Here is a 22,761-nt window from a genome sequence, read left to right on the forward strand (position 1 = left end):
TGATGTGCGGCAACCGGGGGCAAATATGTTGAAAGTCCTGCCGGCGTCTGCTTCGGGTGGAGGCGCCAGGGGCCAGCTTCCAACGAAGACAACGTGCAACGACCAGCGCCCTGCGAGGGGCAGCTCATTGCTGTGTGGGTGCCTCTGCGTACGGAGGATGTTGACGCCAGCAGTATCCCCTCCTATGCTTTGTTCACGACTAAATAAACGAGGAAACAATGGCGTCTCATTCTCGAGTACCGGCGGACATCAACCGCTCGGCGATCCTGGCGCACATCGGGGTGCAGGGTCCTACCTCGCGTGCTGATCTGTCGCGAGCGTTGGGTGTGTCCCCTGCACTTATAACGCAACTCACGAAGGTGCTTATCGCCGATGGGCTCGTCATCGAGTTCGATAGTGCGCCCTCGCAGGGCGGCCGTCCCGGACGTACCCTTGGGCTCGCTACCCGCACCGGCCGCGCCGTCGGTATGAAGGTCGTCGCGGACCACCTCGCGTTCGTCGAGGTCGGCATCGGGGGACTAGTGCTGCGGTCGGCGAGCGAGCCATTCGACGCGTCATCGCCTCTCGCCGTTTCGAACCTTACTGCCCTGCTGCAGCACTTCATCGAGGGCGGCAGCGATGTGCCCCTGCTGGGTGTCGGCGTGGGCGTTCCCGGAACTGTCGACCAACAGGGTGCTGGCGTCGTGGACTCTACTCAGCTTGGCTGGAACCAGGTACCCCTCGGCGACGCCCTTCGCCGTGCGCTGCAATTGCCCGTGCTCATCGAGAACAACGTCAATGCCTTGAGCATTGCCGAACGGTTGTTCGGTCAGGGCCGCAACTACCGCGACTTCCTGGCTGTCACGATCGGAACCGGTATCGGCGCCGGCATCGTCGCCGACGGTGGGGTCTTCCGCGGACACTCCGGCGGCGCCGGTGAGATCGGACATATCCCCGTTGTCCCGGACGGTCCGCTCTGCCAGTGCGGTAACCACGGTTGCCTGGAAGCGCTTGTCGGCGAAGCCGGGCTTGTGCGCACCGCCCACGAGCGCGGCATCATCGGCACGGACGTCGGTATGTCTGCTCTTCGGGGGGCGGCGGATGGCGGGGACGCACGAGCGCAAGCGCTGTTCGGTGAAGCCGGCCACCTGTTGGGCCGGGCGCTGGGTGGCATCGTCAACGTTCTCGACCCGGAGATTGTCATCCTGCTCGGTGAAGGCATCGCCGCCTGGGATCACTGGTCGTTCGGCTTCGAGCCCGCCTTCCGGACGTCGCTCGTTCCGAGCAAGCGGAGCCTGGGCGTGACCGTTGAGAGCTGGCAGGACGAAAGCTGGGCACAGGGCGCAGCCGCCCTCGTGCTCGCCACCCCCTTCGACGCTCACGGCGTCGCCGGTGACCAAGGACGCCTCGTGCGCGAGCGTCTCCTCGAGCAGGCGACACCCCCGACCGGGGCGCAGCGATGACGCTCGCCACGGCACCCGTCGCGCCGACCGAGTCCGCGCCACCGCCTCCGGAGGCACCGCCTGTGCGGGGTGGCCGCCGCAAGAGGATCACGCTGAACTACCCCCTCATCGTACTGGCGTTCCTGCTGCCCAGCGCGATCCCGCTGGTCCTGTTCGTGCTTGTGCCGATGATCGCGGCGGCGTGGGTGAGCCTCAACGAGTGGAACCTGATCGCCCCGCTGGAGTTCGTTGGACTCGATAACTACACGAAGCTGCTGACGGATCCGACCACCAGCGAGATCTTCCTGCACACCATCTATTACATCGTCGGCTACCTGCCCATCGTGTTCGTCGGCGGCCTCGCCCTGGCACTCGCGCTGAACACGGCGCTCAAGGGCCGCTCGTTCCTGCGTGGCATCTACTTTCTGCCGGTCGTTACGAGCTGGATCGTCGTCGCCCTTGTCTGGCGCTGGTTGCTCAGCCCGGGCACGGGCGTTGTGAACACGGTGCTGGCGTTCCTAGGAGTGAACGGCCCCGGATGGTGGACCGACCCCAACTGGGCCATGCCGTCGATTATCATCGCTTCCGCGTGGAAAGACCTCGGCTTTGTGATGGTGATCCTGCTCGCCGGGCTCCAGGCGATCCCCACCGACGTTTATGACGCGGCGAAGATTGATGGCGCAGGCTGGTGGCGCAAGCTGTTCTCCGTCACGCTTCCGCTGCTGTCGCCGTCCAGCTTCTTCGTTCTGGTTATCTCGCTCATCAACGGCTTCCAGGTGTTCGACCAGGTGTACGCGATGACCGGCGGTGGCCCCAATGGAGCCAGCCAGGTCGTGGTGCAACAGATCTACGACCTGACCTTCCGTTACGGGCGTGCAGGCGAGGCGTCCGCCCTGTCTTGGATGCTTTTTGTGGTGGTGCTTGCCGTCACCCTCATCCAGATCCGCGGCCAGAAAAAGTGGGTGAACTATGGATGAGGCGACTCAGGTCCGGGACCGCTCGACCGCACGCGGCGCTCACGGATCCCGTGCGCGGCGGCATCCGAGGGCCCCACGCTCATCGGCGGCCCGCCGCACGCTGGCGCTCTCGGTGCTGCTGCACGTCGTTGTCATCGCCGGTGCCGTCGCGATGTTCTTTCCGTTCCTGTGGACGGTCATCACCTCGATCACTCCCGGGGCGACCCTGACTAATGCGCCGGCGCTGATCCCGACGGACCCCTCGCTCGGCGCCTACGAGCGCCTGTTCGAGGAGCGCCCGTTCGGCCGGGTGGTGCTGAACAGCCTCGCGTTGGCGATCATTACGACGCTTGTGCAACTGTTCACCAGCTCGACTGCCGCCTACGCGTTTAGTCGGCTGCCGTTTCGTGGACGCGGCGTGATCTTCGGTGTGTACCTGGCGACCATGATGATTCCGCTGCAGGTGCTTATCGTTCCGCTGTTCGTTGAGTTGAAGACGCTTGGGCTGCTGAACACTTACCTGGGTGCGCTGCTCCCCGCGTTCACCTCCGCGTTCGGTATCTTCCTGCTGCGGCAGGCCGTCAACCAGGTGCCGAAGGAACTGGACGAGGCGGCCACACTCGACGGCGCCGGGCACTTCCGCATCTTCGCGCAGGTGATCATCCCGAACATCCGTCCGGCCCTGGCAACGCTCGTGGTCTTCTCGTTCATGAGCAGCTGGAACAGCTTCCTCTGGCCACTGGTCGTTCTGCGTTCGCCCGAACTGCAGACACTGCCCATCGCGTTGGCCGGGCTGCAGGGCCAGTACGTCTCCGATTGGGACGTGATCATGGCCGGCTCTGTCGTCAGCATCATCCCGATGCTTGCGCTCTACATCTTCGCCCAGAAGTACATCATTCAGGGCGTCGCCAGCTCCGGGATCAAGTAACCCCGGCGGCGAGGAACGAACCCGCACCACGCACCCACGCACCATGAATCAAGGGAGATTGCATCACATGAACCGCAAGCTGTTCACAGTTATAGGCCTGGCCGGGGTCGCGGCCCTGTCCCTTTCCGGCTGCTCCGGCGGAAGCGACGAGGGCAGCGCCGACAGTCCTGTCACGATCACGTACTCCAACTTCATTTCGAATGGCGGAAACGAAGAAAACCTGGCCACGATCGTGGCGGCGTTCGAGGAGGAGAATCCGAGCATCAAGGTCGAGGTGAAGACACTGCCCTACGACGGGTACGACACCGCCTTGCAGACCGACCTCGCCGCGGGAACCCAGGCCGACGTATTCGACATCGACGGGTCATCCAAGTACGGCACCTTCCAACAGAGTGGAGTGCTCGCGGAGCTGGAGGGTGTCGACTCGGCGAAGTACGCGCCGGGCCTGCTCGAGTCGTATTCCACGGACGGCACGCAGTACGCGCTGCCGACTTCCTTTTCCGACGTGGTCATGTACTACAACACCGACCTGTTCGACGCGGCCGGTGTGGACTACCCCACCGCCGAGTGGACGTGGGAGGACGAGACCGCAGCGGCCGAAGCCATCACCGATCAGGCCGCCGGAATCTGGGGCGACCACCAGCCGGTCACCTACAACGAGTTCTACAAGGTGCTGGTGCAGAACGGCGCGTCGTTCCTCAACGAGGACGGGAAGTCCGTCGCGTTCAACACGGACGCCGGCATCGAGGCAGCCGGATGGCTCGTGAACAAGAGCGGCTCCGTGATGCCGACGATTGAAGACGGTCAGGGCACCGCCGACTTCGACACCAACCTGTTCACATCAGGCAAACTGGGCATGCTGCACACCGGGACGTGGATGTTCGGCGCCTTCGCCGAAACCCCCGCGAACTGGGACATCGTGGTCGAACCCGGCAACACACAGCACGCCAGCGCCGTGTTCTCGAACGCGATCGGCGTCTCGGCCGCGAGCGAACACCCCACCGAAGCCCAGTTGTGGGCCGAGTTCATGTCGTCGTCCGACACCATGGTCGACACTCGTCTCGACACCGGCTGGGAGCTGCCCGCCATTTCGGATGATGCGAAGCTGGCGACCTTCCTCGACAAGGGCAAACCGACCAATCGTCAGGCCGTGTTCGACGCTGCCGACGAGATCGCCCCGGCACCCGCGCTCGGCGATAACGGAGCCGAGATCCAGGACGTCATGACGGGCGAGCTCGTTGAGGCACAGGCCGGACGCATCACCGTGCAGGAAGCACTCAGCAACGCCGAAGAGAAGATCAACGCGTTGCTCGCTGGCTAAGTTCGGTCGCCGTTCGCAACCAATGGGGTCCCGGAGCTGGAACAGCTTCGGGACCCCCGCTCGACCACTGCTGTCTGTAACCACCCTCACCACCGGGAGAAAATCCGATGACCGACACCACCCACGTGCCGCTACACGCCGACCCTGCCGCGCTCCGGGCGCTCGCGACGTCGAGCGTCGAGCTGATCCTCCAACTGCAGGATGCCTCGGGAGCCTACCCAGCCAGCCCGACCTTCTCGGCCTACGCGGGGTACTCGTGGTTCCGTGACGGCGCGTTTATCGCGGACGCGATGTCAGCTGTCGGTGAGGCCGAATCGGCGACGAAGTTCTTCGACTGGTGCTCGAGCATCCTGCTCGCCCGCGAGGGACAGATCGAGCGCATCAATGCCTGTGCCGCGGCCGGAAATCCGGTCCCAGATGGTGAGATGCTCGCCGCACGATTCACCTTCGCGGGCGGAGATGGCACCGACGAGTGGTGGGACTTCCAGCTCGACGGCTACGGCACCTGGCTGTGGGCCGTCGCCGTCCATGCCCAGCGCCACAACCTCGACCTCCGGAGGTGGAGCCACGGCATCCGTCTCGCCGTCGACTACCTGCTCAGCTCGTGGCAGCGCCCCTGCTTCGACTGGTGGGAAGAGAACGCCGCGCTCGTGCACGGCTCGACGCTGGGCTGCATCGCGGCGGGACTCGCAGCCATCGCCGACTCAGGCATTCTCGGCGATGAGCAGGCGGTCAACGTGCGCGCGGCGGTATCGGAGATCGTTGCGACGCTCACCGAGCGCGGGCTGACCGACGGACATCTGGCGAAGTGGCTCGGGTCGTCCGAGGTCGATGCGAGCCTGGTGGCTATCATCGCGCCGCTCGGAGTCTTTGCGGCATCCGACCTGATCGGACGCCGCACCATCTCAGCGGTCGACACCGAGCTCACGGTCGGTGACGGAACGCACCGCTACCTTGCCGACACATTCTTCGGCGGAGGGCAGTGGCCTCTGCTCAGCTGCTTCCTCGGGCTGGCCTACACGGCCGCCGGCGACCGAGCCCGCGCGCTCGCACTGTTGACCTGGGCGGCAAGTACTGCCTCTTCATCAAACGCCTTGCCCGAGCAGGTGGGCGAGCACCTCCTGGACCGATCCATGACGCAGGTGTGGATCGACCGGTGGGGCACCGTCGCACAACCGCTGCTGTGGAGCCACGCCATGTATATCCGTCTGGCGGTTGAGCTGGAGATCGTCGAGGTGCGTGCATGATCCGGCACCGCCCATTCGGCTCCGGCCACCCATACTCCGTTGACACTGAGCAGCGCTCCCCGATCGACCCGGTCGCCGGCGAGCCGGTGGTGCTCGGAGTGCGCTCCAGCGCCGACGTCACCGGGGTCACGTGCGAGATCTCGCGGAATGGAGAGCCCGCTCAGTTCTTGCCGCTGGCTCCAGTCGTTCGGCAGTCACGCGGGCAGACCGTCGACGGCGGACACCTCGCCTCAGCGCAGGCACGACTCGCCCGAGCATCCCGCGGGTGGCAGATGATCCTCGGCGACGACTCCGCTGCCAACGCTGAATCGGACAGTCCTGGTGCTGACGATCCGGGTGGCGGGGGAACCCCGCTGGTGGCGGGGGACAGCTACCGGTACCGCTTCACCTCGACCGGCAGACAACCGCAGGCAACGCGGTGGTTCGAGTTCCGGGTAGCGGCGTGGCGAGATGCTGACGACGCGGTGGTGGGGGAACGCGTCATCAACGGGTCCGTGTCCGTTCTGGATGACGGGGCGCGCATCAGCCGCGTGCGCTTTGCCCTGCCGCTGAAGCCTGGCGAGCACCTCACCGGTTTCGGCGAGCGGTACGACGCTCTCGACCACCGCGGGTCGAGCCTTGATTCGGTCGTGTTCGAGCAGTACAAGAGTCAGGGCGCCGAGCGGAAGACGTACCTACCCATGCCGTTCGCGCACGTGGTCGGCGGCGAAGGCTGGGGGTTCCACGTGCGCACGTCGCGCCGCGTCTGGTTCGACCTAGGCCAGAGCACGGACGACCGGATTTGGGTCGAGGCGGAGGTGAATACCGTGAGGGACAGTTCTGTGCTGGAAGTCTCGACGTATCTTGGTTCCCCGACGGAGGTGCTTGACGCGTTCCTCACCGAGGTGGGGCGCCCGAAGGAACTGCCCGACTGGGTGTTCCGGCTGTGGGCAAGCGCCAACGAATGGAACACGCAGGCCGAGGTTATGAAGCAAATCGACCTGCACCGGAAGCATGACATCCCGGTCGGGTCGGTTGTCATTGAGGCGTGGAGCGACGAGAGCACGTTCACCGCATGGCGCGACTCGCAGTACGAGATCACCGCGGACGGTGCGCCTCACGCGCTGGGCGATTTCAGGTTCCCGGTGGAGGGCGCTTGGCCCGACCCGAAGGGCATGATCGATGAATTGCACCGGCGCGACATCCGCACACACCTGTGGCAGATCCCTCTACTTAAGATGCGACCGCACCCAAACGGGCAGCTGAAGGCCGATGTCGAGGCGGCCATCCGCGAGCGGGTGCTCGTGAACGAGGTCGCGGCCGACGGTACCGAGCGACCGTACCGGAACCGCGGATGGTGGTTCCCGCTGGGGCTGATGCCCGACCTCACCGACGAGCGGGCTGCCGCGTGGTGGACCGAAAAGCGGCGGTATCTCATTGAGGAGATGGGCGTCGACGGGTTCAAGACCGATGGCGGGGAGCACGCGTGGGGTCGCGACCTGCGGTACCTGAACGGGACGCACGGCGACGAGGGGAACGCGCTGTTTCCCGTGCACTACGCGAAGGCGTATGGCGACCTGCTGGAGTCGGCGGGAAAAGCTCCCGTGACGTTCAGCCGGGCCGGTTTCGTCGGAAGCCAGGCGCACGGCGCGTTCTGGGCCGGCGATGAGAACTCGACCTGGGACGCGTTCCGGTGGTCGTTGTTCGCGGGGTTGTCCGCGTCATCCAGTGGCATCGTCTACTGGGGGTGGGATTTCGGCGGCTTCTCCGGAGAGGTTCCGGACGGCGAGCTGTACCTCCGGTCAGCCGCGGCCGCGACGTTTGTGCCGATCATGCAGTACCACGCCGAGTTCAACCATCACCGATCGCCGTCGGGCCAGCGCACGCCGTGGAACATCGCCGAGCGCAACAGTGACGATCGGGTGCTGCCGGCGTTTCGCAAGCTCGCGCACGTGCGGGAAAGGCTCGTACCGTACCTCGCAGAGCAGGCCGCACGGACGGTGAAGACCGGCGCGCCACTGATGCGCCCGCTGTACTTCGAGTACCCGGCCGACGAGCAGGTGTGGGCGCACCCGTTGCAATGGCTGCTCGGCGACGACCTGCTCATCGCGCCCGTCACGACTTCAGGAGCGACCTCATGGGAGACCTACTTGCCAGCGGGCGAGTGGGTCGACGTGTGGACGGGCGCTGCGTTCAGCGGCGGACAGCTTGTGGCGCGTGCAGTGCCGATCGACGAAATCCCGGTCTATGCGCGAGCCGCGGCCTGGGAGCAATTGACCCCGGTTTTCAACGGCGGGGCGACTATGTAGTGGCCCTCGGCGGCCGAGTCGCGGGCCTGAACGGTGCGGTGAGGCTCTGAGACACCGTATCCGAACGAAGGTTTGGGAGACGTTCGCGCTGGAGTGCGTTCCGGAAGACATCAGCGGCCTGGAGATCTACACCGCCGTTTCTTGAGCACGGCGTACGGACCCCTGAAGATTTGCCGCGCACCCGGTCAGCGGCTGACTGTTCAGAGCAGCGCACCGCCGCTGTCCGCGAAGATGGTGAAGCCCCCATCACCCCAGGCCTTGGAAACGAGGGTCGACCTCCACCCCCTCGTGCAGCTTCCCGCAACGAACGCACTCATGCCGGAACCCGGACGGGTCCCCGGGCGTCGGTCGGCGCACGAACTTGTGAAATGCGAACAGGCAGATGATTCGTTGCCACTTCACGTTTCCTCCGACCCCCCTCGGCGAGTTGGCGACCACAACTGTGCGCGCGGGCCCGGTGGGTTGCGCGCACCGGTCGATACGGTGCCGGCGCTTGTTGGAACGGTGTCCCCGCGGCGTCCGACGCCCTGCGCGCGGCGACGGGGTCGTGCTGCTCGGACGGCGCCCATTTTACCTGGAGGGACTGTCGCCCGTAAGGGTGCCGTCCCAGCACCGGCTGGCGCTGGGAGTTGGTCGCATTGATTCGCGTTGACGACACCTTTGGCGCGAGGGGAGTTCGGCTATTTGCCGGCAATGCAGAATCTGCGTATCGCGGAAACCGGCCAAGAAGCAGTGGTCGGGTTCGTCGGCCGGGGTGGTGGTGAGACCCAGACGTTGTTCGTGGACCGCGAGCTGCATGGTCGGGGTCAGACACGGCCATCGGGGGACGTCGGTGAACAGTTCGCGGTGTTGGTGGAGGTGAGCGAGCAGAATACCGACGGCGTCCGACGCGAGGTTTTCATGTGGTCGGCCGATCGAAACCGGGACGGGGAGGGGCGAACATTTCCGCTGCCGCAGCTTCGCCGGGACCGTCCGCAACGATGCACGTCAGGAGCCAAACGCCCAAGGGGTAACCGCGTGAACGTGATTATCAGCGCGTGACGGTATCGGCGACCGAGTTCGCCGCCGCCCACTCTTCACGAAGGATCGACATTTCAACGAGATCCGCGTAGCGATGGCCGGTCCAGAACGCCTGACGGGGGCGCCCTTCCTCCACGAAACCACAAGCCGCGTAGCATCGAATGGCTCGCGGATTGTCCTCATGTGTTGTCAGAGCGATCCTGCGTGCGTAGCGCGCCTGGAACGCGTAGCCCAGAAGCACACGAACTACTTCTCTTCCGTAACCGCGGGACCAGTACTCGCGGTCACCGATGACGATTCCGAGTTCCAGATTGCCATGCGCATCGCGGAGGCCCGAGAGGGAGCAGTGGCCGATGTACCGCTGGTCAGCCTCGATCGCCAGCCGCGCGACGTCGAGCTGGCTCTCAAATCGTTGCGCCACAAAATCATCTGCTTGCTCGCGCCGCGCTGGCACGGGCGAACGACTGTCGAGCACGCACAACTCCATGTCCTGGTCGAAGAGGTGTTGCCTCTCCGCATCCGCGGATCTCAGCGGACGCAATACCGTTCGGGGTCCTTCGAGCATGGATTTCACCACTTCCGTCGGCGCGGGTCAGCAGCGCAGTGACGCCGTCGCACAATCCAAGCACGGCGCCGCGTCGATAACGCGATTGCCGACGACCCCAAGTATGAGGGACCGGGCGAGGAGGGCTGTCAGTCGGTCGACCCTAACAATATGATCTCGACAGGTTTGATGATTCAGCAGGAGGAAACGTGCTAGCCGATCTCTCAACCACGCCTCACCACGACGGATCAGTGGCATATGTGTCGAATCCTTCGCCGGATATCGGTGACGTCGTGTCGGTGTTCCTGCGCGTACCTAAGAAGAGCGGCGTCACGCGGGCGATGCTGCGCACATTCGTCGACGGTGAACAAGCCCTGACGGAGACGATTGTCGACCGCGAGTCGGAGAACGAGGTATGGCTTCGGGGGCAGTTTCGGGTGGAGAACCCGGTGATGAACTATCGGTGGCTGATTGATGGTGTTGCGGATGGCTACCAGTGGCTGAACGGCGAAGGTTCCCATACGCGTGACGTCACCGACGCGGCAGACTACAGAATCACGACCTACGCTGCGCCTCCGCCATGGGCCGCCGATGCCGTGCTCTACCAGATCTTCCCAGACCGATTCGCCAAGTCGGTCGATCGCCTCGCGCCGGACTGGGCGATACCACAGCGTTGGGACGACCCAGTGGTGGGTGCGGGGCCGGAGACTCCCTTTCAGTATTTCGGCGGCGACCTTGATGGCATCACGGCGCACCTTGATCACATCGCCTCGGTGGGAGCGAACACGCTCTACCTGACGCCGATCTTCCCGGCGCGTTCGAACCATCGCTATGACGCCTCAACGTTCGACGCTGTCGACCCTCTGCTCGGCGGCGACCAGGCGCTGCGTCGGCTTTCGGACGCAGTACACGCCCGAGGCATGCGGGTAATGGGAGACCTGACGACGAACCATTGCGGCGCGGCTCACGAGTGGTTCCAGCGAGCGGTCGCGGACGCCAACTCACCGGAAGCGGGCTACTTCACCTTCACCGACCATCCTGACGAGTATGTGTCCTGGTTCGGTCATCGCTCACTGCCGAAGTTCGACCACCGGAGCCAAGCTCTGCGTCGAGCTCTCTACGAGGGACCGGGGTCGACGGTCGCGAAGTGGCTCGGCCCGCACGGACTGGACGGGTGGCGCATCGATGTCGCCAACATGACCGGGCGTCTGGGAACAATGGACCTCAACCATATGGTTGCGACCACGCTCAGGGCGACAATGGCGGAGGCGAATCCACAGTCACTGCTGATTGCCGAACACTCTCATGACGCCTCCGCGGACCTGAGCGGTGATGGCTGGCATGGCGTCATGGACTACGCGGGCTTCTCCCGCCCGTTGTGGGCGTGGCTTAAGACGCCTGGGTCTGTGCCTTTTGAACCGGGTCCCGTTACACCGGTGCCCAACTTCAGCGCGCACTCCATGGTGGCTTCGATGCGCGCGTTCAATGCTGCTATCCCCTGGCGGGTCCGGGCGCATGCGCTCACCCTGGTCGGGTCGCACGACGTCGCACGTATTGCGACGTTCTTGGACGGGGACGAGGGCCTGATCACCGTCGCGTTCGGGATGCTGGCATCGATGCCGGGTATTCCTATGCTGTGGGCCGGCGATGAGATCGGCCAGGAAGGAGTGAACGGGGAGGATGGGCGTCGCCCATTCCCCTGGCACGACAAGGGTCGTTGGAAGATGGACAGGCTCGCGACTACGCAGTCGCTGTTCAACGCACGGGCCGCGAGTGTTGCACTGCGTCACGGCGGCCTCCGTTGGCTGGCTGTGAGCGATGACGCCGTGACCTTCCTGCGGGAGGCCACGGATGAGAGCGTGCTGATCCACGCCGCCCGTGCCCCTCACGCGCCGGTTCACCTTTCGCGCGCGGTTGCAGGAGGGGAGTTGGCCGGTCTCGCGGGGGCGGCGAACATCCTGGCCGATCGAGACGGCGTCGTCACGTTGCCCGCTTACGGGCCAGCCTTCTCGATGTGGCGGGTTCGATGACCTTGCGCTGGTGCCTCGGTCTCTGTCCGTGCGCTTCACCCGGCATCCGTATCCGCCCGCTTGCGGCACGCGCCGCGACGTCTGCGGGGCAAGGCTCACCCATCATCTGGCCAATTCACCCCGCGTTGACCGCTGAGTAGAGCCCTGTTCCAAGATCTTGCCGTGTCTACGCCGCCCCTCTAGGCTACCCAGCACCAACATCCCTTCTGTGGTGTGTGCGCGGGGTTATGGATTGGTAATCCAACACCGACCATCGGGCTCGCCTGGAGATGCGCCGCGAGGCGGAAGGAAGAACACTAATGCTTCTGGATGACGGCCTGCACCACGACGGCTCGCCCCTGTATGCCGGCACCGACAGACCCGAACTTGGCGATATCGTCCCCGTATGGTTGCGCGTGCCGCGCGTGACGGCGCCCGACGGCGTGTGGGTGCGCAGCACGCGAGACGCCGAGCCGCACTACGACCAAGCCGTTATAGATCGCGAGGACGAACACGTCCTCTGGTACCGCGCCGACGTGAATATCCACAACCCGATTACGCGATACCGCTGGCTTCTGGGTGGGCCATCAGGAGCGTACGCGTGGTTCTCGGGGACAGGCCGGCACAGTTACGACGTCCCAGACGCGCACGACTTCACACTGTCCGCTCATCCGCCGCCACCTGAATGGGCGGCCGACGCGCAGGTCTATCAGATCTTCCCGGACCGGTTCGCGCGATCGGCCGCAGCTGACGGCCGGTCGGTGCCCAGCTGGGCGATCCCGGCTGGCTGGGACGACACGGTGCAGTATGAGATGCCCCGGGTTCCTCGTCAGTTCTACGGCGGTGATCTCGACGGGATCGTCGAGCATCTTGACCACATACAGGGGCTGGGCTTCGACACGGTGTATCTGACTCCGTACTTTCCTGCGGCCTCCAACCATCGCTACGACGCGTCGTCTTTCGACCGGGTCGACCCGTTGCTCGGTGGCGATGCTGCGTTGGCACGGCTGACCTCGGCGCTGCACGAGCGAAACATGCGGGTGATCGGCGACCTGACAACCAACCACTCCGGCAGCACGCACGAGTGGTTCCAGGCCGCGGTCACGGACGAGTCGGCGCCCGAACGCTCGTTCTACTACTTCAATCCGGATGGGTCCTACCTCGGCTGGCTCGACGTCCCCACGCTCCCCAAGTTTCGGTTCGGCCCGGAGCTGCACAGTCGACTCCTGGAGGGTGCTGACTCGGTGGTGGGAATGTGGCTTCGGGAACCTTTTGATCTTGACGGCTGGCGGATCGACGTCGCCAACATGACGGGACGACGGACCTCCGAAGACACCAACCTCGACATTGCCCGAGCGCTCCGGCGAACCATGGCCGAGGTGAAGCCCGACACGTTGCTGGTGGCGGAGCACTGTCATGACGCGTCCGGAGACTTGTCCGGCCAAGGATGGCACGGCGCGATGAACTACGCGGGTTTCCTCCGCCCGCTGTGGTCCTGGCTCCGAGCAGAGGACTACCGCTCAGGGTTCCTCGGACTGCCGGTGAACGTGCCGCGCCTCAGTGGGACGTCGACATACCGGACCATCCGCGCCTTTCAGGCCGTGACTCCGTGGCGGTCGCTCCTCTCTTCCTGGTCGCTGCTCTGCTCGCATGACACCCCCCGCATCCGGACCGTCGTCGGTGATCGAGACGTCGTCGCCGTCGCGGCCGGTTTGCTGTTCACGTTTCCGGGCGCGCCGATGGTGTTCATGGGTGACGAGTTCGGCGGCGAAGGCGTCATCGGTGAGGACGCCCGGCGCCCGATGCCGTGGCACCGACCGGAGACCTGGGATCGGGTCACGCTGGAGCGGTATCGCCAACTGACGACCTTGCGCGCGGCGTCGCCGGCCCTTCGCCGTGGTGCGATGCGTTGGCTGGCGGCCGACGACGAGTTCCTCCTGTACATCCGCGAGACGCCGGACGAGGCGTTGGTGTGCCTGGCAGCTCGTGCGTCGGCGCCGCCGATCGCGGTGCCCCGCTCGCTCCTCGGCCTCGCCGAGCAGGCCGAAGCGACTCCCGTCTACGGCGGCGCCGACGAGCTCCGCGTCCGTGCCGACGGGACGGTCCTGGTGCCGATTGAGGGCCCCGCGTTTCAAGTCTGGCGGTTGCGATAAGCGTTCTCCGGTGTCCGCCGGTGCCGGTTTTAGATCCGGCACTCTGCTCAGACCCCGTGACGATCTAGCGACGAGCCGTGATCAATCCGTAACCTGGCGGAGTTTTGGAAACGCTTCCATTTTTGCGGGCGCCCCGCTATTGTCCTTTGTTACGCAGCGCAGCGTGCTCGAGAGGATCGGGGCCTGTGCTAACCGAACTCACGAGGAGAATTCATGCGCAAACTCGCCCGGGCAGTCGTCGTCCTCGCCGGCGTCTCCGTGCTCGTCACCGGATGCAGCGGAGGAGGTGGAGACGGTGGGGGGGACGCCGCGCCTAGCTCGGAAGAGACCGAGGCTCCCGCCGTCCGCGGCGACGAGGACCTCGTCATTTGGGCGGAAGCTGCCCGAGTGGATTACATCAAGCCGCTTGCCGACGCGTTCGGCGAAGAGAACGGCATTACGGTCGGTGTCCAGGGCATCGTCAATACACGCCAAGACTTCGTCACCGCGAACGCTGCCGGCAATGGCCCCGACGTCGTCGCTGGTGCTCACGACTGGCTCGGACAGCTTGTCCAGAACGGTTCGATCGACCCGTTGCAGCTCTCGGCATCAGATCTGGAGGCGTACTCCCCGGTGGCCGTTCAGGCCACCACTTATGACGGCCAGCTGTACGCGCTGCCGTACGCGGTGGAGTCGGTGGCGCTGTATTGCAACACCGACTACGCGCCCGACACGTATGCCACGATCGAGGACGTCATCGCTGCTGGACAGGCCGGGGTGGACTCCGGCGAGTTGGAGGTTCCGCTGATCCTCCAGCAGGGTGACCCGGGCGACGCGTATCACATGCAGCCGATGTTCACTTCGGCGGGCGGGTACGTCTTCGGTGTCGACGCCGAGGGCAACTACGACCCCGCGGATCTGGGGTTGAACAAGCCTGAGTCAATCGCGGCGGCGCAGAAGATCGCGGGCCTCGGAAGTTCAGGGGTCGACACGATCCGCACCTCGATCGGCCCTGACAACTACCTGTCGCTGTTCACCGAGGGAAAGGCGGCGTGCATGGTGTCCGGTCCGTGGTCTTTGCCGGACGTCAAGACGGCCCTGGGCGACAAGTACTCGATTCAGCCGGTTCCGGGCTTCGCCGGTGCCGCGACCGCTCAGCCCTTCATGGGGGCTCAGGGCTTTATGGTTGCCTCGGAGGGGAAGAACAAAGCCTTCGCACAGGAGTTCGTCACCAACTACCTCAACAGTGAGGAGGCCATGCAGGAGCTCTACGACCTGAGTGGGCAGCCTCCCGCGATGAAGGCGGTGGTAGACGGCGTCACGGACGAGGATGTGCTCGCGTTCGCGAGCGCCGTCGACAACGCGGCCCCGATGCCGGCGATCCCCGAAATGGCTGAGGTGTTCGCACCGCTCGGTCTGGCGTGGGCGGCGATCATCAGCGGGGATGACCCGGCCGCGACCATGGAGACGACCCAGAACACGATCGCTACCGCGATCGGCGGCTGACGCCGTCGGTGCTGGGGTCAGATCACCCTGACCCCAGCACCCATACCCCCGTTTCAGAACCCTTTGACCCTCTTGGGGGTCCCGGAGCAACCTTCGGAGCGTGACCGCGTGGCAACTCAGTTAGACAATCGGACCACAAGGAGCAGGGGAAGGCGACTTGACCCCGCTTCTCCTGGGGAGTCTCGGTCATCCAGCGTCGGTGGCCTGATCCTGAAAATCATCTGCCTGGGCATCGTCGCCGCTCTGGCGTTCATGCTGACCCCAGCGCTGCTCAGCAGCGGCCAGTGGGTCTTCCTCGCCGTGATCTGGGGCATCGTCATCATCCTGGTGGTGGTTTACGCGACCCGGAGGTTCCTTCCGGCTAAGTACCTGCTCCCCGGAACGCTTTTTCTGATCGTGTTCGTCATCTACCCGATCATCGTGACGTTCCAGCTCTCGGTGACGAACTTCGGCGACGGCACGCGCACGACCAAAGAGGTATCGATCTCGCGAATCATCGCCAACTCCGCCGTACAGGTGGAGGGAGCGCGGACCTTCGACCTGGCGGTCGGCAGCGCGGGGGCTTCCACCGCGGGGCCGTACACCTTCCTCCTCGTCGACAACGAAACCGGAGATGTCTACGCGGGCACCCCTGACGGGCTTGAAGAGCTCGACCCGGATGCGGTCACGGTGGAGGACGGCGCGATCACCGCCGCCGACGGCTACACGATCCTGAGCCGCGGTGAGGTGAACGAGCTGAGTCAGGCAGACGGTCCTCTTGCGGGTTTCGCCGTCCCCACCGAGGACGGTGTGATCACCGCTCAGGGTTTCAGTGCCGTCGAGCTGTCCTCTCCGCTCGAGTACGACGAGGCCACCGACACGATCACCAACACCGAGACCGGTGTGGAGTACACCCCGGTCCAGACCGGTGACCGCAAATACTTCACCAGCGAGGACGGCGAGCGTCTTTCCGACCTCTCCTGGGGAGAGAACGTCGGCCTCGACAATTACATCCGCGCGTTCACCGACCCGACCATCGCCAGAGATTTCGTCGGCATCTTCGTGTGGACCCTCACGTTCGCAGTCCTCTCCGTGGCCACCACCCTCGTGCTGGGGATGTTTCTCGCGACGGTGTTGAACGACCCGCGGTTGCGGGGCCAGAAGATGCTCCGTGCCGTGTTGCTGGTGCCCTACGCCATCCCGGCGTTCATCTCCCTTCTTGTATGGTCCAGCTTCTTCAATAGCGAATTCGGTCTCATCAACACCACGCTGGGTCTCAGCATCGACTGGTTCGGGGATCCATTCTGGGCCAAGGTCGCGGTGCTGATGGCCAACCTCTGGCTGGGATTCCCATACATGTTCCTGGTCTGCACGGGGGCGTTGCAGGCGATCCCGTCGGACCTGAAAGAAGCGGCGTCGATCGATGGCGCGACGGGCTGGACGAACTTCCGGAAGATCACCTTTCCGCTGATGCTGGTTTCCATCGCACCTCTGCTGGTGGCGTCCTTCGCGTTCAACTTCAACAACTTCGGCGCGATATTCCTGCTCACCGAGGGCGGGCCTTTCACCCCGGACAATCCGACAGCCGGAGGGACGGACATCCTCATCAGTTACACGTACCGCCTGGCGTTCGGCGGGGGGGCACAGCAGATCGGGTTCGCCGCGGCTGTCTCCGTGCTTCTGTTCATCCTCACCGGCATCCTCGCCGCCATTCAGTTCCGTGCCACCAGACAGCTTGAGGAGCTCAGCTAATGACTCAGGTCAACCCCCAGGCGGGTGGGGTCATCCCGCCGTCAGCGCTGACAGATCCCGCCGAGCGCGGGGAGGTCTTCCACACCGAACCGGGCATCAACAAAATCCCGCGCGGTCGGTGGTTCGCGGAGGTCGGTTGGCGCTACATCATTGCCGTGCTTGCGATCGTCTATGCGATGATCCCCGTCCTGTTCATCGTGTCGGCGTCCTTGAACCCCACCGGTAGCGTGGCGTCCTCGTCAATTCTCCCGCGGGCGTTCAGCACTCAGAACTACACCCGCCTGTTCACGGATCCGGCAGTTCCGTTCCCGTTGTGGTACCGGAACACGATCATCGTGGCCGTCGTGGTGGTGGGGGTGTCGATCTTCTGCAGTGCCTTGGGCGCATACGCGTTCTCTCGTTTCCGATTCCGGGGCCGTAGGGGAGGCCTGTTCGCGCTTCTTCTCGTGCAGATGTTCCCGCAGTTCCTCGCGGCAGTGGCGCTGTTCCTCATGTTCACGCAGGTCGGTGAGGCGATCCCTGCGATTGGGCTGGACACCATCGCGGGATACATCCTGGTGCTTCTGGGCGGTGCGCTGGGTTCGGTGTGGCTGATCAAGGGCTTCTTCGACTCGATCCCGCGGGAGCTCGATGAGGCGGCCGTGATGGACGGGGCAACACATACCCAGATCTACTTCAAAATCATCTTGCCCCTGGTGACGCCCATCCTCGCCGTCACCGGTCTGCTCGCCTTCATCGGAGTCATCGGCGAGTTCATCCTCGCCTCGATCTTCCTGCGTGACACAGCGGTCAAGACACTGGCGGTCGGTCTCTACGGGTTGCTCGAGTCCGACAAGACCAACAACCTCGGAATCTTCTGCGCTGCTGCCGTGCTCACGGCCATCCCGGTCGTCGCGCTGTTCCTGTACCTGCAGAGATTCATCGTCGGGGGCATCACGGCGGGCTCGGTGAAGGGCTGACAAGGCCCTCGGCTCAAGAGCCATTCGAAGCGGCGTCAAGGTTGCGCGGGCGCGACCTCGTTGGCCGCAGCCCCTGCCCGCACCCAGCAAAGGACTTGTATGATCACCGTCGATCAATCACCTGCATCGACCTATGATCCCCAGCACGACGCCGCATGGTGGCGCCAGGCGGTCGTCTACCAGATCTACCCTCGGAGCTTTGCCGACTCGAACGGCGATGGACTCGGCGACATCCCCGGGATCACCTCGCGCATCGACCACCTGGCGGAGTTAGGGATAGACGCGGTCTGGCTGAGTCCCTTCTATCCTTCCGAACTCGCCGACGGCGGATACGACGTCGCCGATTACCGTAACGTTGACCCGCGGCTCGGCACCTTGAGGGACTTCGATGATCTCGTCAAGACGCTGCATAACCGCGGGATCCGAGTCATCGTCGACATCGTGCCCAACCACACCTCGGATCAGCACGAGTGGTTCCAGGAGGCGCTCCAAGCCGGCCGCGGGTCCGAGGCGCGCGACCGGTATATCTTCCGGGAGGGCACCGGGCCCGATGGCGCGGAGCCGCCCAGCGACTGGCGCAGTATCTTCGGCGGCTCGGCCTGGGAACGCGTCGACGACGGGCAGTGGTACCTTCACCACTTCGCGGTAGAGCAACCCGATCTGAACTGGGACAACCGAGAGGTACGCGACGACTTCGTCTCCACGCTGCGGTTCTGGAGCGACCGGGGTGTGGATGGGTTTCGCATCGACGTTGCCCACATGCTCACCAAAGACCTCACCGAGCCGCTGCCCACCCACGCCGAGCTGCAATCGATTCCGCAAGACGGGCACCATCCCACCCTTGACCGAGACGATGTGCACCACGTGTACGCCGAGTGGCGAGCGGTGTTCAACTCCTACGAACCGCCACGCACTGCCGTGGCCGAGGCGTGGGTCGATCGCGAGCGGGTACCGCTGTACGCGAGCCCTGAGAGTCTCGGGCAGGCGTTCAACTTCGAATTGTTGCAGGCCGATTTCGACCCCGAGCAGTTCCGCCGCATCGTGACAGACAACCTCGATCTGGCGGCGCGATCGGGATCCTCCAGCACGTGGGTGCTATCGAACCACGACGTGACGCGTCACGCCACCCGATACGGACTTCCGCGCCCCACGCGCGACGACGATGGCCATTCAACCGTCAAGCACGGCACCGAATGGGTACTCGCCGGCGGTCCAGCCGAGATGATCGACCTGGCCGGCGGTGCGCGGCGTGCCCGTGCGGCGACGCTTTTCCTGCTCGGGCTGCCGGGGTCAGCGTACCTTTACCAGGGCGAGGAGCTAGGTCTGCAAGAGGTTGCCGACATCCCCGACAACGCCCGTCAGGATCCGACATTCTTCCGCGGCGGCGGGACGGACGGTCTGGGCAGGGACGGATGCCGCGTTCCGCTGCCGTGGAAGGAATCGGGTGAGTCGTTCGGCTTCGGGTCGGCCGGCGCTCATCTGCCGCAGCCGGCGTGGTTCGCCGGGTATGCCGTCGCGCGGGAGGAGAAGGATCCGACCTCTTCGCTGACGATGTACCGTCGCGCTCTCGCCCTGAGGCGTTCGCTGCAGTCGAGCGAACGGCTCGAGTGGATCGAGACAGGCGACCCTGAGGTGCTCCGTTTTCGCCGTCCGAACGGCTGGGAAGTGGTGACGAATTTCGGCGCGGGGGAGTATCCCCTTGATCGTGCCGACATCGTGATCTCGAGTGGGCCCGTGCGTCTCGGGGAGGTAGCGGGTGAGACGACGGTGTGGCTGGCGCCCCCCGAGGAGTGACATCATGCTCATGTTCGAACGCCCCCCTCGCGGATATTCTCATCAGCTACCGTTGAGCAGACGTGCCGTCGGCGTCCGATCGGTGAACGAGCAGTCCCGCGCCTGGATCAGTCGACGCTGCAGCGTACGAAGAGGTCACTAGGCTCCGGCCGGGCGGTCTCCGGGATCAAAGGAAGCATCATGGTCGGCATCGACGACGTCGCCCGCGCAGCCGGCGTCTCCAGAGCCACGGTATCGCGCGCGCTGAGCGGCCGCGGTTCCGTCGCCGGTCGTACCCAGAAGCACGTGCTCGCGGTGGCCCAGCAACTCGGCTACGTCGTGTCCTCGACCGCCTCAGGCCTTGCATCGGGACGCTCTCGAGCTGTCGGGGTGATCGTGCCGCTGCTGAATCGGTGGTTCTACACGGCCGTGCTCGAGTCGGCTCAGAACGCGCTGATCAGTGCCGGTTACGACCTCACCCTGTATAACCTGGGCGGCGGAGCGGACAGGCGCGGAAACGTCTTCGAAGAGTTTCTGCATAGGGGCAGAGTCGACGGGTTCATCGCCATCAGCCTCGAAGTGACCCCTGAGGAAGTCCGCAGCCTGCACGCCGTCGGCAAACCGATCGTCTGCGTCGGCGGACCCATTCCCGGTCTTCACACCCTGAGCGTGGACGATGCAGAGATGTCGAGACTGGTGACGGAGCACCTCGCGAGCCTCGGGCACCGCCGCATCGCACTCATCGGGGGTGGTCCCGGGGAAAAAGACTTCCGCATGCCGCTCAAGAGGAAGGCCGGCTACGAGCTCGCCCTGAAGCAGCACGGCATCGACGTGGACGGCGCCCTTCAGGAGACGGGCTATTTCACGATACAAAGTGGTTTCGAAGCCGCCACGCGCCTGCTAACCAATGCTTCCCTGCGACCGACAGCGATCTTCGCGGTTTCAGACGAGATGGCCGTGGGGGCGATGTTGGCGGCTCGGGACCTTGGATTGCGCGTGCCAGAGGACTTGTCCGTGGCCGGGATTGACGACCACGAGCTTGCCGGCTTTTTTGGACTGACCACGGTCGCGCAATATCCGGCGTCCCAGGGCGCGAGAGCCGTCGAGCTCCTGCTGAACGAGCTCGCCGGGGACGAGCGTGTAGAAGACGAGGAGGGCAACACGTCGCACCCGTTTGACCTCATCGTCAGATCGAGCACCGCCCCACCCCGCGTGACTAATGGGCCACCTCGGAATAGGAGTGTCGCGTAGCTGTCTCGAAGGCCTACGCCGCATCGCCCCGGGCCCGTTTGCAACTGAGTCGACGTCTGAAATTGCGGCGATGCCAGCTCCTTGAGCGGCAACGAGGTGATCCCCGACGATCACGACTCTTGCTGACCTGTGCCACCGCGTTGCGGCCCGCCCGCACCCGTCCGACGGACATATCCATCGGCGGTCCACCGCACGCGCGGCAAGGACTCGCCCGTCCGATCGCGAGTGGGCTGGAGGGCCTCCTGCTGGAGAGCCGACTTGCTTGGCCAGTAATGCTGAATGGCGCCCGTTGTGACCCCGGCCGCGTCGGCAACGTCCTTCATCGTGCCCTGATCAGACGATCCCTGGGCAAGGAGCCGCCGCGCCCAAGAGAGGATTCGTGCGCGCGTGACCTCGGCGTCAGACCGGTTGGACTTGCCCATCAGAACCGTTTGCCGATGCATGATGCGCGGTGAGCGCCGACCAGCGCCCAGGGGGTTCAACCATGTACGCCTCTAGCAGGTGCTGGTGGCACATGCGTTCCGAAGGGTTGGGCCGCTTCGGCGCTGCGACATGCTCAGCGAAGTGCGGCCGAGACCCAAGCGGCAAGCGGTTCTCGAACCTACTCATGAGCCTCACGCTACCCTCACGGTCTGTGCGGGGTGCACCACGTCGCCACAGTTTCTCGCGGTGCCGCGGCGCGGCTCTGCGGGTCAAGAGCCGGCAGTGGCGGGCGCACCCGCCACGTCGGCGCGGTGCGAAGTGCCGGTCAATTGAATCGCGCTGCGACGATGTCCGCGGCGGCGGTGGGGAACTCTGCCCATCCTGGCTCGAGTACACCTCGGAGAATCGTTAGTAACTCTCGGGCAGCGTCCACGACGGGCGCCCCAAGGGCGGCACCGATTCGACGTGAGATCTCCGGGTAGTCGACCTCGAATCGCCGTGACGGGTCGAACGCGTCTGCGTCTGCATCCTCCGCGGCGGGGGCGATGCGCTGGCGGATGGCCAGCGTGAGGTAGGTGACAGCGTGTGCACGTACGAACATGCTGCCGCTGATCACCTCACCCCGTGTCGCCCGCCCGAATCCGATCATCAACTTCACTAGCGTGAGCCCGGCGGCATCCGCGGCGGACTCTGGCGCGAAGTTGGCGCCGCGCTGGGCGGCTTCTGATGCCCAGGCCACAATCTTGTTGTCGGCGAAAAGGATCTCATGCTGGTCGAATCTGGCGGATCCGAATTCGTCGGTCGTACCGGCGCCGAACTCGAAGAGGTGACCGTCGTGGTAAAGAACAGCGAAGCCCTCGGCTCCTTCCCTCGCCACGAGAGCGATGCGTTCCGGGCTGGGCAGGAAAGGAAGCCGGCGCCGCAGGTCGTCCGCCCTGCCGGGCTCGAAGAGCGCGTAAAAGTCGTGATCCGACCACTCGTCTCGCCGGGCGGCAGCCGCTCGGCTGGCGGATCCCAGCAGGACCATTCCTCGGACTCCTTCTGAGGCCTTGCCACGATGCGCGAGCTCGTCGGTGTACTCAGCGAAGGTCACAGTATCAGCGGGGAACGTAGAGGAATCAGTGGCGCCCATAGCGCGAGCCTAGAGGACACGCGAACGCGGTGCGGTTGCTCGGTGGGGCCTTCCATACTGCGGTTTGCTTGACGGGGGCTTCCATATCTAAGACTCATTCTCAGATTCGGGATGCTAACG

General features: G+C 64.9%; 16 protein-coding genes. 13 read left to right on the plus strand and 3 right to left on the minus strand.

The genetic code is table 11. The annotated features are described in order from the left end of the window. Positions 1 to 521: 521 nt before the first annotated feature. The 6 genes from ACPW96_RS18525 to ACPW96_RS18550 all read left to right on the plus strand — a co-directional run bounded on the left by ACPW96_RS18525 (position 522) and on the right by ACPW96_RS18550 (position 8,161). The gene (locus tag ACPW96_RS18525; RefSeq protein WP_425884820.1) at positions 522 to 1,442 is read left to right on the plus strand and encodes an ROK family protein; all 921 of its coding nucleotides are present in this window, start codon (positions 522 to 524) and stop codon (positions 1,440 to 1,442) included. Further along, the gene (locus ACPW96_RS18530) at positions 1,439 to 2,398 is read left to right on the plus strand and encodes a carbohydrate ABC transporter permease (protein ID WP_425884822.1); all 960 of its coding nucleotides are present in this window, start codon (positions 1,439 to 1,441) and stop codon (positions 2,396 to 2,398) included. The genes ACPW96_RS18525 and ACPW96_RS18530 overlap by 4 nt, the downstream gene beginning before the upstream one ends. 112 nt (positions 2,399 to 2,510) lie before the next feature. Then, on the plus strand, positions 2,511 to 3,305 hold the full coding sequence (locus ACPW96_RS18535) for a carbohydrate ABC transporter permease (RefSeq protein ID WP_425884824.1): 795 nt from the start codon (positions 2,511 to 2,513) through the stop codon (positions 3,303 to 3,305). Positions 3,306 to 3,372: 67 nt separating this feature from the next. Further along, positions 3,373 to 4,626, plus strand: a complete 1,254-nt coding sequence (locus tag ACPW96_RS18540) for an ABC transporter substrate-binding protein (RefSeq protein WP_425884826.1) — start codon at positions 3,373 to 3,375, stop codon at positions 4,624 to 4,626. A gap of 107 nt (positions 4,627 to 4,733) precedes the next feature. Further along, on the plus strand, positions 4,734 to 5,873 hold the full coding sequence (locus ACPW96_RS18545) for a glycoside hydrolase family 15 protein (RefSeq protein WP_425884827.1): 1,140 nt from the start codon (positions 4,734 to 4,736) through the stop codon (positions 5,871 to 5,873). Next, positions 5,870 to 8,161, plus strand: a complete 2,292-nt coding sequence (locus tag ACPW96_RS18550) for a TIM-barrel domain-containing protein (RefSeq protein ID WP_425884829.1) — start codon at positions 5,870 to 5,872, stop codon at positions 8,159 to 8,161. The genes ACPW96_RS18545 and ACPW96_RS18550 overlap by 4 nt, the downstream gene beginning before the upstream one ends. A gap of 1,030 nt (positions 8,162 to 9,191) precedes the next feature. Here ACPW96_RS18550 and ACPW96_RS18555 read toward each other — a convergent pair. Beyond that, positions 9,192 to 9,746, minus strand: coding sequence for a GNAT family N-acetyltransferase (locus tag ACPW96_RS18555; protein WP_425884830.1), 555 nt, complete (start codon positions 9,744 to 9,746; stop codon positions 9,192 to 9,194). A gap of 230 nt (positions 9,747 to 9,976) precedes the next feature. Between ACPW96_RS18555 and ACPW96_RS18560 the strand changes: the two genes are divergently transcribed. From ACPW96_RS18560 to ACPW96_RS18590, 7 genes are all read left to right on the plus strand, one after another. Then, complete coding sequence (locus tag ACPW96_RS18560) at positions 9,977 to 11,755, plus strand: glycoside hydrolase family 13 protein (protein WP_425884832.1); 1,779 nt, start codon at positions 9,977 to 9,979, stop codon at positions 11,753 to 11,755. 299 nt (positions 11,756 to 12,054) lie between these two features. After that, positions 12,055 to 13,887: a glycoside hydrolase family 13 protein gene (locus ACPW96_RS18565; protein WP_425884833.1), complete on the plus strand. Its 1,833-nt coding sequence runs from the start codon at positions 12,055 to 12,057 to the stop codon at positions 13,885 to 13,887. A 213-nt stretch (positions 13,888 to 14,100) separates the two neighbouring features. Beyond that, positions 14,101 to 15,372 (plus strand): sugar ABC transporter substrate-binding protein, encoded by a 1,272-nt coding sequence (locus ACPW96_RS18570; protein ID WP_425884834.1) that lies wholly within the window; start codon positions 14,101 to 14,103, stop codon positions 15,370 to 15,372. A gap of 252 nt (positions 15,373 to 15,624) precedes the next feature. Continuing rightward, entirely contained in the window at positions 15,625 to 17,103 is a 1,479-nt protein-coding gene (locus ACPW96_RS18575) for an ABC transporter permease subunit (RefSeq protein WP_425884836.1), read from the plus strand. After that, positions 17,103 to 18,062 carry a sugar ABC transporter permease gene (locus tag ACPW96_RS18580; protein WP_425884838.1) on the plus strand — a complete coding sequence of 320 codons (960 nt, stop codon included), beginning with the start codon at positions 17,103 to 17,105 and terminating at the stop codon, positions 18,060 to 18,062. Before ACPW96_RS18575 ends, ACPW96_RS18580 begins: the two co-directional genes overlap by 1 nt. 99 nt (positions 18,063 to 18,161) lie before the next feature. After that, positions 18,162 to 19,856 carry a glycoside hydrolase family 13 protein gene (locus ACPW96_RS18585; protein WP_425884840.1) on the plus strand — a complete coding sequence of 565 codons (1,695 nt, stop codon included), beginning with the start codon at positions 18,162 to 18,164 and terminating at the stop codon, positions 19,854 to 19,856. Positions 19,857 to 20,036: 180 nt separating this feature from the next. Continuing rightward, positions 20,037 to 21,086: a LacI family DNA-binding transcriptional regulator gene (locus tag ACPW96_RS18590; RefSeq protein WP_425884842.1), complete on the plus strand. Its 1,050-nt coding sequence runs from the start codon at positions 20,037 to 20,039 to the stop codon at positions 21,084 to 21,086. Positions 21,087 to 21,196: 110 nt separating this feature from the next. Here ACPW96_RS18590 and ACPW96_RS18595 read toward each other — a convergent pair whose 3' ends face one another. Next, positions 21,197 to 21,529: a TetR/AcrR family transcriptional regulator gene (locus ACPW96_RS18595; protein ID WP_425884876.1), complete on the minus strand. Its 333-nt coding sequence runs from the start codon at positions 21,527 to 21,529 to the stop codon at positions 21,197 to 21,199. A gap of 305 nt (positions 21,530 to 21,834) precedes the next feature. Then, positions 21,835 to 22,641: a hypothetical protein gene (locus tag ACPW96_RS18600; protein WP_425884843.1), complete on the minus strand. Its 807-nt coding sequence runs from the start codon at positions 22,639 to 22,641 to the stop codon at positions 21,835 to 21,837. Positions 22,642 to 22,761: the final 120 nt, after the last annotated feature.

Origin of the sequence: Micromonospora sp. DT81.3 (assembly GCF_049847225.1) — a bacterium.
In the GTDB taxonomy this organism is placed as follows: Bacteria; Actinomycetota; Actinomycetes; order Actinomycetales; family Microbacteriaceae; genus Microbacterium.

What these genes read in the sequence shown, in the direction of transcription:
- ACPW96_RS18575 (WP_425884836.1), top strand. Translation starts at nt 15,625, where the DNA reads ATGCTGACCCCAGCGCTGCTCAGCAGCGGCCAGTGGGTCTTCCTCGCC.
- ACPW96_RS18590 (WP_425884842.1), top strand. Translation starts at nt 20,037, where the DNA reads ATGGTCGGCATCGACGACGTCGCCCGCGCAGCCGGCGTCTCCAGAGCC.
- ACPW96_RS18580 (WP_425884838.1), top strand. Translation starts at nt 17,103, where the DNA reads ATGACTCAGGTCAACCCCCAGGCGGGTGGGGTCATCCCGCCGTCAGCG.
- ACPW96_RS18545 (WP_425884827.1), top strand. Translation starts at nt 4,734, where the DNA reads ATGACCGACACCACCCACGTGCCGCTACACGCCGACCCTGCCGCGCTC.
- ACPW96_RS18570 (WP_425884834.1), top strand. Translation starts at nt 14,101, where the DNA reads ATGCGCAAACTCGCCCGGGCAGTCGTCGTCCTCGCCGGCGTCTCCGTG.
- ACPW96_RS18530 (WP_425884822.1), top strand. Translation starts at nt 1,439, where the DNA reads ATGACGCTCGCCACGGCACCCGTCGCGCCGACCGAGTCCGCGCCACCG.
- ACPW96_RS18595 (WP_425884876.1), bottom strand. Translation starts at nt 21,529, where the DNA reads ATGCATCGGCAAACGGTTCTGATGGGCAAGTCCAACCGGTCTGACGCC.
- ACPW96_RS18585 (WP_425884840.1), top strand. Translation starts at nt 18,162, where the DNA reads ATGATCACCGTCGATCAATCACCTGCATCGACCTATGATCCCCAGCAC.
- ACPW96_RS18600 (WP_425884843.1), bottom strand. Translation starts at nt 22,641, where the DNA reads ATGGGCGCCACTGATTCCTCTACGTTCCCCGCTGATACTGTGACCTTC.
- ACPW96_RS18540 (WP_425884826.1), top strand. Translation starts at nt 3,373, where the DNA reads ATGAACCGCAAGCTGTTCACAGTTATAGGCCTGGCCGGGGTCGCGGCC.
- ACPW96_RS18550 (WP_425884829.1), top strand. Translation starts at nt 5,870, where the DNA reads ATGATCCGGCACCGCCCATTCGGCTCCGGCCACCCATACTCCGTTGAC.
- ACPW96_RS18565 (WP_425884833.1), top strand. Translation starts at nt 12,055, where the DNA reads ATGCTTCTGGATGACGGCCTGCACCACGACGGCTCGCCCCTGTATGCC.
- ACPW96_RS18555 (WP_425884830.1), bottom strand. Translation starts at nt 9,746, where the DNA reads ATGCTCGAAGGACCCCGAACGGTATTGCGTCCGCTGAGATCCGCGGAT.